The 11,826-nt window shown below is 70.8% G+C and carries 13 protein-coding genes; 6 read left to right on the top strand and 7 right to left on the bottom strand.

The window, feature by feature from the left end:
• Positions 1-43 precede the first annotated feature (43 nt).
• Together ACFV9J_RS09980 and ACFV9J_RS09975 are read right to left on the bottom strand one after the other, a co-directional pair.
• Positions 44-1,015: a pirin family protein gene (locus ACFV9J_RS09980; protein ID WP_385352339.1), complete on the bottom strand. Its 972-nt coding sequence runs from the start codon at positions 1,013-1,015 to the stop codon at positions 44-46.
• Between the two features lie 122 nt (positions 1,016-1,137).
• On the bottom strand, positions 1,138-1,608 hold the full coding sequence (locus ACFV9J_RS09975; RefSeq protein ID WP_003975142.1) for an SseB family protein: 471 nt from the start codon (positions 1,606-1,608) through the stop codon (positions 1,138-1,140).
• Between the two features lie 148 nt (positions 1,609-1,756).
• Between ACFV9J_RS09975 and ACFV9J_RS09970 the strand changes: the two genes are divergently transcribed.
• The 3 genes from ACFV9J_RS09970 to ACFV9J_RS09960 all read left to right on the top strand — a co-directional run bounded on the left by ACFV9J_RS09970 (position 1,757) and on the right by ACFV9J_RS09960 (position 5,345).
• Positions 1,757-3,583 (top strand): acyl-CoA dehydrogenase, encoded by a 1,827-nt coding sequence (locus ACFV9J_RS09970; protein WP_385352336.1) that lies wholly within the window; start codon positions 1,757-1,759, stop codon positions 3,581-3,583.
• Positions 3,584-3,681: 98 nt separating this feature from the next.
• Positions 3,682-4,980 (top strand): M18 family aminopeptidase, encoded by a 1,299-nt coding sequence (locus ACFV9J_RS09965; RefSeq protein WP_385352334.1) that lies wholly within the window; start codon positions 3,682-3,684, stop codon positions 4,978-4,980.
• 113 nt (positions 4,981-5,093) lie between these two features.
• Positions 5,094-5,345: a DUF6458 family protein gene (locus ACFV9J_RS09960; protein ID WP_385352332.1), complete on the top strand. Its 252-nt coding sequence runs from the start codon at positions 5,094-5,096 to the stop codon at positions 5,343-5,345.
• Positions 5,346-5,396: 51 nt separating this feature from the next.
• Here ACFV9J_RS09960 and ACFV9J_RS09955 read toward each other — a convergent pair whose 3' ends face one another.
• Positions 5,397-5,789 carry a cupin domain-containing protein gene (locus ACFV9J_RS09955; protein ID WP_385352330.1) on the bottom strand — a complete coding sequence of 131 codons (393 nt, stop codon included), beginning with the start codon at positions 5,787-5,789 and terminating at the stop codon, positions 5,397-5,399.
• Between the two features lie 51 nt (positions 5,790-5,840).
• Here ACFV9J_RS09955 and ACFV9J_RS09950 point away from each other — a divergent pair, with 51 nt between their 5' ends.
• Both ACFV9J_RS09950 and ACFV9J_RS09945 read left to right on the top strand, forming a co-directional pair.
• Positions 5,841-6,845, top strand: coding sequence for a helix-turn-helix domain-containing protein (locus tag ACFV9J_RS09950; RefSeq protein WP_385352328.1), 1,005 nt, complete (start codon positions 5,841-5,843; stop codon positions 6,843-6,845).
• Entirely contained in the window at positions 6,842-7,336 is a 495-nt protein-coding gene (locus ACFV9J_RS09945) for an LURP-one-related/scramblase family protein (RefSeq protein WP_356862095.1), read from the top strand. The genes ACFV9J_RS09950 and ACFV9J_RS09945 overlap by 4 nt, the downstream gene beginning before the upstream one ends.
• A gap of 22 nt (positions 7,337-7,358) precedes the next feature.
• Here ACFV9J_RS09945 and ACFV9J_RS09940 read toward each other — a convergent pair whose 3' ends face one another.
• Together ACFV9J_RS09940 and ACFV9J_RS09935 are read right to left on the bottom strand one after the other, a co-directional pair.
• Positions 7,359-7,823, bottom strand: coding sequence for a DUF2867 domain-containing protein (locus ACFV9J_RS09940; protein ID WP_385352325.1), 465 nt, complete (start codon positions 7,821-7,823; stop codon positions 7,359-7,361).
• 66 nt (positions 7,824-7,889) lie between these two features.
• Complete coding sequence (locus tag ACFV9J_RS09935; protein WP_385352323.1) at positions 7,890-8,687, bottom strand: carbon-nitrogen family hydrolase; 798 nt, start codon at positions 8,685-8,687, stop codon at positions 7,890-7,892.
• A gap of 181 nt (positions 8,688-8,868) precedes the next feature.
• On the opposite strand from ACFV9J_RS09935, the gene ACFV9J_RS09930 reads away from it, so the two are divergent.
• Positions 8,869-9,693 (top strand): maleylpyruvate isomerase family mycothiol-dependent enzyme, encoded by an 825-nt coding sequence (locus ACFV9J_RS09930; RefSeq protein WP_385352320.1) that lies wholly within the window; start codon positions 8,869-8,871, stop codon positions 9,691-9,693.
• Positions 9,694-9,792: 99 nt separating this feature from the next.
• On the opposite strand, the gene ACFV9J_RS09925 is transcribed toward ACFV9J_RS09930, so the two are convergent.
• Together ACFV9J_RS09925 and ACFV9J_RS09920 are read right to left on the bottom strand one after the other, a co-directional pair.
• A complete protein-coding gene (locus ACFV9J_RS09925) occupies positions 9,793-11,103 on the bottom strand; it encodes a nitrate/nitrite transporter (RefSeq protein ID WP_385352318.1) in 1,311 nt (436 codons plus the stop codon).
• Positions 11,100-11,750 (bottom strand): GntR family transcriptional regulator, encoded by a 651-nt coding sequence (locus ACFV9J_RS09920; RefSeq protein WP_164276784.1) that lies wholly within the window; start codon positions 11,748-11,750, stop codon positions 11,100-11,102. The genes ACFV9J_RS09925 and ACFV9J_RS09920 overlap by 4 nt, the downstream gene beginning before the upstream one ends.
• Positions 11,751-11,826 lie beyond the last annotated feature (76 nt).

Below are 11,826 nucleotides of genomic sequence, written 5' to 3'. Positions count from 1 at the left end.
TCATCTCCGGGCTGGGCTCGTCCGCGTATAGCTTCAGCGACCCCTACAGTCCACCCTCAGACATCCCGTGCACGGCCGGGATCGTTCCCAGGCGGCCCTTCTGGAAGTCTTCGAACGCCTGCTGGAGTTCCTCGCGGGTGTTCATGACGAACGGGCCGTAGTGAGCCATGGGCTCACGGATGGGCTGCCCGCCAAGGAGGACGACCTCCAGGTCCGGCGTGTGCGAGTCCTGCTTCTCGTCCGCGCGGACGGTCAGCGAACCGCCGGCGCCGAAGACCGCAGTCTGGCCCAGGTGGATCGGACGGCGCTCGGCACCGACCGAACCCTTGCCCGCGAGGACGTACGCCAACCCATTAAAGTCCTCCCGCCACGGCAGCGTGACCTCCGCACCCGGCGCCACCGTCGCGTGGATCATCGTGATCGGGGTGTGAGTGATGCCGGGACCGGCGTGGCCGTCCAACTCACCGGCGATGACGCGGAGCAGCGCGCCGCCGTCGGGCGTGGTCAGCAGCTGGACGCTGCCGCCGCGGATGTCCTGGTAGCGCGGGGCCATCATCTTGTCCTTGGCCGGCAGGTTCACCCACAGCTGGAGTCCGTGGAAGAGCCCGCCGGACATCACCAGCTGCTCCGGCGGCGCCTCGATGTGCAGCAGGCCGGAGCCCGCCGTCATCCACTGGGTGTCGCCGTTGGTGATGGTGCCGCCGCCACCGTTGGAGTCCTGGTGGTCGAAGATCCCGTCGACGATGTAGGTGACGGTCTCGAAGCCGCGGTGCGGGTGCCAGGGCGTGCCTTTCGGCTCCCCGGGCTGATACTCCACCTCACCCATCTGGTCCATCATGATGAACGGGTCGAGGTGGCGGTAGTTGATCCCGGCGAACGCGCGGCGCACCGGGAAGCCCTCGCCCTCGAAACCGCTGGGCGCGGTGGTCACGGTGAGCACGGGACGTGCGACGGCGTCGGCGGGTGCGGATACGCGGGGCAGCGTCAGCGGGTTCTCGACGGTCACGGCGGGCATGTCGGCCTCCTCGGGCGGCGTACGCCCCACTTTAGTTGAGCATTGAACTTCTTGCCACCTGGAACCACGAAAGCCCGGAGGGCATTCCCTCCGGGCTCGCGGACATCCAAGCGCCGCGACGTCTATCCGTACATGCGGCGCATGGCGAAATCGACCATCTGTTCGACGGCTTTGGCGTCGAACACCATCCGGTGCTCGCCCTCCATGTCCAGGACGAAGCCGTAGCCGGTCGGCAGCAGGTCGATCACCTCCGCCCCGGTGATCACGAAGTACTTCGACTCCTTGCCCGCGTACCGGCGCAGCTCCTTCAGGCCGGTGAACATCGGGATCACGGGCTGCTGGGTGTTGTGCAGCGCGAGGAAGCCGGGGTTGTCGCCGCGCGGGCAGTAGACCTTCGAGGTCGCGAAGATCTGCTGGAAGTCCTCGGCGGACATCTGGCCGGTGGTGAAGGCGCGCACCGCGTCCGCGAGCGAGGGCGGGGACGGCTCGGGGTACAGCGGCGGCTGCTGTCCGTACCCGCCGCCCATCGGCTGCTGCGGGGGCGGGGCGTACTGCTGCTGCTGTTGGCCCGCGGTCTGGTCGTAGCCGTACATGCAGCACAGAGTAACGAGTAACGAGTCACAGATGGGCGGTCCGGGGTTGCTTCTTATTACCGACGGGTAGCATCATCGTAGCTACTAGTTGGTACGTGTACGGATGCGAGGAGCGAGTGCCTCGCCGATCTCTCAAGGGAGCGTCGCCATGGGGCACTACAAGCCGAATCTCCGGGACATCGAGTTCAACCTCTTCGAGGTGCTCGGCCGCGACAAGGTCTACGGCACGGGCCCGTTCGCGGAGATGGACACCGACACCGCCAAGAGCGTCCTGGAGGAGCTGACCCGGCTCTCCGAGAACGAGCTGGCCGAGTCCTTCGCCGACGCCGACCGCAACCCGCCGGTCTTCGACCCGGAGACCAGCACGGCCCCGGTCCCGGCCTCCTTCAAGAAGAGCTACCAGGCCTTCATGGACTCCGAGTACTGGCGCCTCGGCCTGCCCGAGGAGATCGGCGGCACCACCTCCCCGCGCTCCCTGATCTGGGCGTACGCGGAGCTGATCCTGGGCGCCAACCCGGCCGTGTGGATGTACTCCTCGGGCCCGGCGTTCGCCGGCATCCTCTTCGAGGAGGGCAACGAGGTCCAGAAGCACATCGCCTCGATCGCGGTCGAGAAGCAGTGGGGCTCCACCATGGTCCTCACCGAGCCGGACGCCGGTTCGGACGTCGGCGCCGGCCGCACCAAGGCCGTCGAGCAGGCCGACGGCTCCTGGCACATCGAGGGCGTGAAGCGCTTCATCACGTCCGGCGAGCACGACATGTCGGAGAACATCCTCCACTACGTCCTCGCCCGCCCCGAGGGCGCCGGACCCGGCACCAAGGGCCTGTCCCTCTTCCTGGTCCCCAAGTACGAGTTCGACTTCGAGACCGGCGAGCTGGGCGAGCGCAACGGCGCCTACGCCACCAACGTCGAGCACAAGATGGGCCTGAAGGCCTCCAACACCTGCGAGATGACCTTCGGCGACCGCCACCCCGCCAAGGGCTGGCTGATCGGCGACAGGCACGACGGCATCCGCCAGATGTTCCGCATCATCGAGTTCGCCCGCATGATGGTCGGCACGAAGGCGATCTCCACCCTCTCCACGGGCTACCTCAACGCCCTGGAGTACGCCAAGGAGCGCGTCCAGGGCCCCGACCTGGCCAACTTCATGGACAAGGCGGCCCCCAAGGTCACCATCACGCACCACCCGGACGTGCGCCGCTCCCTGATGACGCAGAAGGCGTACGCCGAGGGCATGCGCGCGCTCGTGATGTACACCGCCTCCGTCCAGGACGAGATCCAGGTCAAGGAGGCGAACGGCGAGGACGCCTCGGCCGAGCACGCCCTCAACGACCTGCTCCTGCCGATCGTCAAGGGCTACGGCTCGGAGAAGGCCTACGAGCAGCTCGCGCAGTCCCTGCAGACCTTCGGCGGCTCCGGGTTCCTCCAGGAGTACCCGATCGAGCAGTACATCCGCGACGCCAAGATCGACACCCTGTACGAGGGCACCACGGCGATCCAGGGCCAGGACTTCTTCTTCCGGAAGATCGTCCGCAACCAGGGCGCCGCGCTGAACTCGCTCGCCGAGGACATCAAGAAGTTCCTGGCGCTCGCCACCGGCGGCGAGGAGCTGTCCGGCGCCCGCGAGCACCTGGCCAAGGCCGCCGTCGAGCTGGAGGCCATCGTCGGCCTGATGCTCACCGACCTCGCGGCCACCGAGCAGGACGTCAAGAACATCTACAAGGTGGGCCTCAACACCACCCGCCTGCTGCAGGCCTCCGGCGACGTGATCGTCGGCTACCTGCTCCTCAAGGGCGCGGCGATCGCCGCCGAGAAGCTGCCGACCGCCTCCGCCAAGGACAAGTCCTTCTACACCGGCAAGATCGCCGCCGCGAAGTTCTTCGCCGCGAACGTCCTGCCCGGCCTCACCCTGGCCCGCAACGTCGCCCAGGGCGTCGAGCTGGACCTGATGGAGCTGGACGAAGCCGCCTTCTAGGACGGGCCCCACACCAAGAGCCCGTTCCGCACACCCCCACGAGGGCCCGCTCCCGCCAGACGGGAAGCGGGCCCTCGTACGTCGTTAAGGTGAACCCCATGAGCGCACCCTCCCGCTTCGACCGCGGCCACACCGACGACCTGATGACCTTCCTGTCGGCGAGCCCGACCCCGTACCACGCCGTGGCGAGCGCCGCCGCGCGGCTGGAGAAGGCCGGTTTCCGCCAGGTGGCGGAGACCGACGCCTGGGAGGCCACGAGCGGCGGCAAGTACGTGCTGCGCGGCGGTGCGATCGTCGCCTGGTACGTCCCGGAGGGCGCCGCGGCGCACACCCCCTTCCGCATCGTCGGCGCCCACACCGACTCCCCCAACCTGCGCGTCAAGCCCCGCCCGGACACCGGGGCGCACGGCTGGCGCCAGGTCGCCGTGGAGGTCTACGGCGGCCCGCTGATGAACTCCTGGCTCGACCGCGACCTGGGCCTGGCCGGCCGCCTCTCGCTGCGCGACGGCTCCACCCGCCTGGTCGACGTCGACCGCCCGCTGCTGCGCGTCCCGCAGCTCGCCATCCACATGGACCGCAACGTCTCCACGGAGGGCCTCAAGCTCGACAAGCAGCGCCACCTCCAGCCCGTCTGGGGCCTGGGCGACACGGTGCGCGACGGCGACCTGATCGCCTTCCTGGAGGACGAGGCGGGCCTCGCCCGCGGCGAGGTCACCGGCTGGGACCTGATGACGCACTCCGTGGAGCCCCCGGCGTACCTGGGCCGCGACCGGGAGCTGGTGGCGGGCCCGCGGATGGACAACCTGCTGTCCGTGCACGCCGGGACGGCCGCCCTGGCCGCGGTCGCGGCCTCCGGCGCCGACCTCTCCCACATCCCCGTACTGGCCGCCTTCGACCACGAGGAGACCGGCTCCCAGTCGGACACGGGCGCCGACGGACCGCTGCTCGGCGGCGTGCTGGAACGCTCGGTGTTCGCCCGCGGCGGCTCCTACGAGGACCGGGCGCGCGCCTTCGCCGGCACCGTCTGCCTGTCCTCCGACACGGGCCACGCCGTCCACCCCAACTACGCGGAACGGCACGACCCGACGCACCACCCGCGGATCAACGGCGGCCCCCTCCTCAAGGTCAACGTCAACAACCGCTACGCCACCGACGGTTCGGGCCGCGCCGTGTTCGCCGCCGCCTGCGAGAAGGCGGACATCCCCTTCCAGACCTTCGTCTCCAACAACTCCATGCCGTGCGGCACCACCATCGGTCCCATCACCGCGGCCCGGCACGGCATCAGCACCGTCGACATCGGCGTGGCCATCCTGTCGATGCACAGCGCCCGGGAGTTGTGCGGCGCCGACGACCCGCACCTGCTGGCCAACGCGCTGGTGGCCTTCCTCCAGCCGTAGCCGCGGGACACAACACCGCCCCACGGCATGAGGGTTGAAGCCGGGGGTACCCGCACGGAACCGGATCGGCCGGAAACCCGGAACCGACCGGATCTGACAGGGAGGCAACACTCATGGGCCTCGGCGGGTGCATCATCCTCATCGCCGTGGGAGCCGTCCTCACGTTCGCGACCGACTGGGACATGCAGGGCGTCAACCTCGACCTGGTCGGTGTGATCTTCATGGTCGTCGGCCTGATCGGCGTCGCCACGTTCAGCAGCATCGCCCGGCGCCGCCGCGTCGTGATGCCGCCGACGACCCCGGTCGTCGAGGAACGGCCCCACCACCACACGCAGGACGGCTACCACAACGGCTACGGCGCCTGAATCGGCTGGTGGTGCGGGGTGCCGTGTTCTGCCGTCGGGGCCGGGCGGCCGTCACGTCAGGGCGTGCCCCGTAGTGGCGTCCACGTGGGCGGGCACCTCGTCGTGCCGGTCGCCCACGGTCGACGTCCCCGTCGGTTCGAGGAGCAGGATCGCGGTGCGGACGGGGGAGGCCGGCCGGTGCTCCGTGCCGCGCGGGACCGTGAAGGCCGAGCCCTTGGGCAGGACGACGGTGCGTTCCCCGGCGGGTTCCCGCAGGTCGATGTGCAGTTCCCCGTCGAGGACGAGGAAGAACTCGTCGGTGTGGTCGTGCACGTGCCAGACGTGCTCGCCCTCCACCTTGGCGATACGGACGTCGTAGTCGTTGACGGCGGTGACGATGCGGGGGCTCCACAGCTCGGAGAAGGACGCGAGGGCGGAGGCAAGAGAGACGGGTTCGTGTGCCATGACGCCATCCTGCGGCTGACGCTTGCGCCGGACGAGTGCTAGAAATCGCACATGCCGCAAGAAACCTCTCACCGAACCCGGACCCACCGTGTCGCCGTGATCGTCGACGAGGGCACCAACCCGTTCGAGGTCGGCTGCGCCACCGAGCTGTTCGGGTTGCCGCGGCCCGAGCTGGGGCTGTCCGGGCCGCTGTACGAGGTGGTGGTGTGCGGGCCGACCCCCGGCATACGGATGAACCACGGGTTCCTCACGCTCGCGGACGTGCCCGGGCTGGAGGCCGCGGACGGGGCCGGCACACTCGTCGTCCCCGGGCGGCCGGACAACGTCGTACCGCGCGGCCCGGCCGTCCTGGACGCCATCCGGCGCGCACACGCGCGCGGCGCGCGCATCGTCAGCCTGTGCACCGGGAGCTTCGCACTCGCCGAGGCGGGGCTGCTGGACGGACGGCGGGCCGCCACCCACTGGTTGTGGGCGGACGCCTTCCGCCGGCTGCATCCGCGCGTGCTGCTGGAACCGGACGTGCTGTTCGTGGACGAGGGCGACGTGCTCACCGCCGCGGGCAGCGCGGCGGCACTCGACCTGGGTCTGCACATCTGGCGCAAGGACCACGGCGCCGAGATCGCGAACGCCGTCTCCCGACGGCTGGTGTTCGCCACCCACCGGGACGGCGGGCAACGCCAGTTCGTGGAACGGCCGGTGCCCCACGTGCCCGACACGTCGCTGGCGCCCCTGCTGGAGTGGGCGCGGGAGCGCCTGCACGAGCCGCTGACCGTGCCGGATCTCGCCGACCGCGCCGCGCTGTCACCGGCGACCCTGCACCGGCGTTTCCGGGCTCAGCTGGGAACGACTCCGCTCGCCTGGCTGACGGCCGAGCGTGTGGTGCTCGCGCGAAGACTCATCGAGCGCGGCGAGAAGCGTCTGGACGTGGTGGCGGCCCGCAGCGGACTGGGCACCGCGGCCAACCTCCGGCTGCGGCTGCGGCGCGAGACCGGGCTCAGCCCGTCGGCCTATCGGCGGCGTTTCGGAGCGGGCGCCGGGGAAGCGATCACGCCATGAGATTCCTCGTGTACGACCGGCTCCTCGGTATCGGTGACGACTACTGGATCGAGGACGACCGGGGCAACAAGGTCTTCCTCGTCGACGGCAAGGCGATGCGGCTGCGGGACACCTGGGAGCTGAAGGACGCCCAGGGGCGCGTGCTCATCGACATCCACCAGAAGATGTTCGCCCTGCGCGACACGATGGTGATCGAACGGGCCGGCGAGCCTCTGGCCCGCATCAAGCGCAAGCGTCTCTCCCTGCTGCGCAACCACTACCGGGTGGTCCTGGCCGACGGCACCGAACTGGACGTCAGCGGCAAGATCCTCGACCGGGAGTTCGCCATCGAGTACGACGGCGAACTGCTGGCCGTCGCCTCCCGGCGCTGGCTGACCCTCCGGGACACCTACGGCGTGGACGTCGTACGGGACGACGCGGACCCGGCGCTGCTGATCGCCCTGACGGTGTGCGTGATCCACCTGGCGGAGAAGGAGCGGGAGGACGACTGAGGACCGGCGGACCCGCGGCTCCTCACGCCGTGCGGCGGACGGCGCGGCCGAGGAGCAGCGGCACGGCCAGGTGGTGCACGGGTGCCGCCAAGGCCCACAGCACCCGGCCGGCCCGGCGCTCGTAGAACGCGTACGTCGCCCAGAGCAGCCGCGCGCCGTCCACGGTCACGACGTTGCGGACGGTCAGCGACGGGGCGCGGGCCTCCAGGGCGATCCGGCCCGGCCCGGTCTCCAGCACGCGCCAGCCCACCACGTGCCGTCGCGAGGTGCGCGGCCCCAGTCGCAGCCCCAGCACGCCCGCCCACCCCGTCCGGAACAGCTCACGCAGTATCACCGGGGTGTCCTCGAAACTGGCGCGCACCCATTCCTCGGGCGTCAGCCGGGGAAGTCCCGCGGTGGGAAGCTCGAAGGCCGACGCGAAAGCGGCGCCGAGGGGGTCCACCCGCACCCGGCGAATGGCGGAGGTACCGGTAGGTGTCCGTGTCATACCGGCATACTGGGCACCGTGACACCACATCAAACACGCGGTGTCACTCGTCCTCACACTCCGCACTCAGCCGCGCGGCGGCTCCAGCCCCAGCACCCGGTCCTTCAGTGCCGGGAACTGCTCCCGGGTCCGCGCCACCTTCGCCGGGTCGAACTCCACCGTGAGGACCTCCTCGTCCGCACCGGCCTCCGCGAGCACCTCGCCCCAGGGGTCCACCACGATCGAGTGACCGGCCTGCGGAACCCCGGCGTGCGTCCCGGCCGTTCCGCAGGCGAGCACGAAGGCCTGGTTCTCCACGGCCCGCGCCCGGGCGAGCAGCGTCCAGTGCGACCGGCGGCGCTCCGGCCAGCCCGCCGGGACGACGAGGATCTCGGCACCGGCGTCGACGAGGGCGCGGAAGAGCTCCGGGAAGCGCAGGTCGTAGCAGGTCGCCACGCCGAGGGTGGTGGTGTCCGCCAGGGGGACCGTCACCGGTTCGCGCCCCGCGCCCATCAGCACGGCCTCGCCCTTGTCGAAACCGAAGCGGTGGATCTTGCGGTAGGAGGCGGTGAGATCACCGGCGGGGGAGAAGACGAGAGAGGTGTTGTAGAGCCGTCCGTCCGGGCCGCGTTCGGGGACCGACCCCGCGTGCAGCCACACGCCCGCGTCGCTCGCCGCCTTGGCCATCGCCTCGTACGTCGGTCCGCGCAGCGGCTCGGCCGCCGCGTCGAACTCCTCGAAGGCGAACGCGCCCGTGGTCCACAGCTCCGGCAGCACGACGAGGTCGGCGCCGGCCTGCTCCCTTACCAGAGCCGCCGCCCGCGCGCGACGCGCTTCGACCGTTTCGTCCTCGTTCACGGCGATTTGAATCAAAGAGGCGCGCACACTACCACCGTCCTGGCATTCGAGCCGTCCACACGGGCCTACGATCGTCACACGAAAGCACTGCCGGGGTGCCGCACAGCAGCGTAACTTAGCGTTTCAAGACACCCGCCGACTGCCGCCACCGCCACTGGCACCGCCGCCACCAACCGCCCGTGTACCGACCGCCGAGGGGTCCCGTTCCGTGAGTCTGCATCCCGCCCTCCAGCCCTACGCCGACGCCTGGACTCACTCCATCGAGGCGATATCCGAGCTGGTCCAGCCGCTTGTGGAGGCAGAGTGGAACCGGCGGACCCCCTGCCCGGGCTGGTCGGTGCGCGACATCGTCTCGCACGTGCTGGGCCTGGACTCCGAGATGCTCGGCGACCCCCGCCCCATCCACACCCTCCCGCGCGACCTCTACCACGTCACCAACGACCACCAGCGCTACATGGAGATGCAGGTCGACGTCCGCCGCCACCACACGGCGCCGGAGATGACGTCCGAGCTGGAATACATGATCATCCGGCGCAACCGCCAGCTGCGCAACGAGTCGCGGGACCCCGGCACGAAGGTGCGCGGCCCGCTCGGCACCGAGCTGACCCTTCAAGAGGCGATGCGCCGGCACGCCTTCGACGTGTGGGCGCACGAGCAGGACCTGCGCACGGCCCTCGGCCGCCCCGGCAACCTCGACTCCCCCGGCGCGCACGTCGCCCGTGACGTGCTGCTCGGCGAACTGCCCGCCGTCGTCGCCGAGCGGGCGGACGCGCCGCGCAGCTCGGCCGTCGTCTTCGACGTGCACGGCCCGGTCGAGTTCCTGCGCACCATCCGCGTCGACATCCAGGGCCGCGGCACCCTCGAATCGTCCCCGGCCCTCGGCCCCGCCGCCACCCTCACCCTCGACTGGGAGACGTACTTCCGCCTGGCCTGCGGCCGGGTGACCCTCCAGGCGGCGGCGGACCGCGTCAAGACAGAGGGCGACCCGGACCTGACGGCGGCGATCCTGCGGAACTTCACAGTCACGCAGTGACTTTCCAGCCCGTCCGGCGATTGAGGACGAGGCCGTTCAGGCCGAAGCGGGGGTCTGGGGGCGGCAGCCCCCAGCCCGGCCCGCACCCACGCCGGGTGCCTACACCGGCACGTGCACCGTCTCCACCCGGCTCGCGACCAACCGCTCCCGCTCCCGCAGCGCGGCCCGCTTACGCAACCGCAGAATCTGCGTGACACCGAGCGCCTGCAACACGAACACCGAGGAGAACGCGACGGTGTAGTCGTCCCCCGTCGCGTCCAACAACACCCCCACCGCGAACAACGTGGTCATCGACGCCACGAAGCCCCCCATGTTCGTGATCCCGGACGCCGTCCCCTGCCGCTCCGCCGGATTCGCCGGCCGCGCGAAGTCGAAGCCGATCATCGACGCCGGCCCGCACGCCCCCAGCACCGTGCACAGCACCACCAGCAGCCACATCGGCGCGTGCTCGGCCGGGTAGGCCAGCGTCGCCGCCCAGAGCAGCGCCGTGGCCCCCACCGTGCCGAGCGCCAGCGGCAGCCGCGCCGCGTGGTGCCGGGCGATGACCTGGCCGTAGACCAGGCCGACGGCCATGTTGGACAGCACGACGAGGGTGAGCAGCGTGCCTGCCGTGGCCCGGGACAGCCCCTGCGCCTCGACCAGGAACGGCATCCCCCACAGCAGCAGGAACACCATCGCCGGGAACTGGGTGGTGAAGTGCACCCACAGCCCGAGCCGCGTCCCCGGCTCCCGCCAGGACGTCGCGATCTGCCGCCGTACGTACGCGGCCCCCTGGTGCGGCAGCGGCTCCGGCTCGTGGCCCTCGGGGTGGTCCTTGAGGAAGAGCAGCAGCAGGACGAAGACGACGGCACCCGCCAGCGCGCTGCCCGCGAACGCCGCGGTCCAGCCGATGCCGTGCAGCAGCCGGGCGAGGACGAGCGTGGAGACCAGGTTGCCCGCCATGCCGACGAGACCGGCGAGCTGGGCCACCATCGGCCCGCGCCGGGCGGGGAACCAGCGGGTGCCCAGCCGCAGCACGCTGATGAACGTCATCGCGTCCCCGCAGCCCAGCAGCGCCCGCGAGGCCAGCGCCATGCCGTACGACGGGGAGAAGGCGAAGCCCAGCTGCCCCGCCGTGAAGAGCACGACGCCGAGGCCCAGCACCCTCTTCGTGCCGAGCCGGTCGACCAGCAGGCCGACGGGTATCTGCATGCCGGCGTAGACCAGCAGCTGGAGGATGGAGAAGGTGGACAGCGCGGAGGCGTTGACGTGGAAGCGGTCGGCGGCGTCGAGACCGGCGACCCCGAGGGACGTACGGAAGATGACGGCGACGAAGTAGACGGAGACGCCGATGCCCCACACCGCGATCGCACGCCGGCCGCCGGGCGGATCACCGGGCAGGACGCGGCCGGCCGAGGTGGCCGTACTCATCGGACCTCCCCCCGCGCCAGGTTCGAGAACCAGCCCACGTGCCGGCCCACCACGGCGACGGCCGCCTCCGCGTCCCCGGCGCGCAGCGCGTCGAGGATCTCCTCGTGCTCGGCGAGGGTGTGGGCGATCCGGTCGGGGTGGGAGTGCATCACGGCGACGCCCATGCGCAACTGGCGGTCGCGGAGCTGGTCGTAGAGGCGGGAGAGGATCTCGTTGCCGCCACTGCGGACGATCTCGGCGTGGAAGCAGCGGTCGGTGACGGAGGCGGCGGCGAAGTCACCGGCGGCGGCCTGCTCCTGCTGCCGGGCGAGCAGCTCCTCCAGCCGTTCCACCAGCCCCGGCGGGGCGGGTACGGCCTTCCTGGCCGCGTGCTCCTCGACCAGCAGCCGGGTCTCCACCACGTCGGCGATCTCCTGCGCGGAGACGGGCAGGACCAGGGCGCCCTTCTTGGGGTAGAGCCGGATCAGCCCCTCGACCTCCAGCCGCAGCAGTGCCTCGCGCACCGGGGTGCGGGAGACGCCCACGGCCTCGGCCAGCTCGCCCTCGGTGAGCAGCGTCCCGCCCTCGTACCGGCGCTCCAGGACGCCCTGCTTGACGTGGGTGTAGACGCGGTCCGCCGCGGGGGGTTGCTTCACTGCCGTGGTCATGCCGACAGGATAGATACAACAGGGACACAAGAGGGATCCGGTCCAGCATCCGGACGCCGATCCGCCCCGCTCACCC

This window comes from Streptomyces sp. NPDC059906, assembly GCF_042730645.1.
Classification (GTDB): Bacteria; Actinomycetota; Actinomycetes; order Streptomycetales; family Streptomycetaceae; genus Streptomyces; species Streptomyces rubrogriseus.
Note: the sequence above shows the minus strand (reverse complement) of the source record. Positions and strands in the feature narration are given on the sequence as shown.

Excerpts from the sequence above, each read along its gene's own strand:
- ACFV9J_RS09965 (WP_385352334.1), top strand. The coding sequence starts at position 3,682 with ATGAGCGCACCCTCCCGCTTCGACCGCGGCCACACCGACGACCTGATG.
- ACFV9J_RS09975 (WP_003975142.1), bottom strand. The coding sequence starts at position 1,608 with ATGTACGGCTACGACCAGACCGCGGGCCAACAGCAGCAGCAGTACGCC.
- ACFV9J_RS09960 (WP_385352332.1), top strand. The coding sequence starts at position 5,094 with ATGGGCCTCGGCGGGTGCATCATCCTCATCGCCGTGGGAGCCGTCCTC.
- ACFV9J_RS09920 (WP_164276784.1), bottom strand. The coding sequence starts at position 11,750 with ATGACCACGGCAGTGAAGCAACCCCCCGCGGCGGACCGCGTCTACACC.
- ACFV9J_RS09970 (WP_385352336.1), top strand. The coding sequence starts at position 1,757 with ATGGGGCACTACAAGCCGAATCTCCGGGACATCGAGTTCAACCTCTTC.
- ACFV9J_RS09980 (WP_385352339.1), bottom strand. The coding sequence starts at position 1,015 with ATGCCCGCCGTGACCGTCGAGAACCCGCTGACGCTGCCCCGCGTATCC.
- ACFV9J_RS09940 (WP_385352325.1), bottom strand. The coding sequence starts at position 7,823 with ATGACACGGACACCTACCGGTACCTCCGCCATTCGCCGGGTGCGGGTG.
- ACFV9J_RS09945 (WP_356862095.1), top strand. The coding sequence starts at position 6,842 with ATGAGATTCCTCGTGTACGACCGGCTCCTCGGTATCGGTGACGACTAC.
- ACFV9J_RS09950 (WP_385352328.1), top strand. The coding sequence starts at position 5,841 with ATGCCGCAAGAAACCTCTCACCGAACCCGGACCCACCGTGTCGCCGTG.
- ACFV9J_RS09925 (WP_385352318.1), bottom strand. The coding sequence starts at position 11,103 with ATGAGTACGGCCACCTCGGCCGGCCGCGTCCTGCCCGGTGATCCGCCC.
- ACFV9J_RS09955 (WP_385352330.1), bottom strand. The coding sequence starts at position 5,789 with ATGGCACACGAACCCGTCTCTCTTGCCTCCGCCCTCGCGTCCTTCTCC.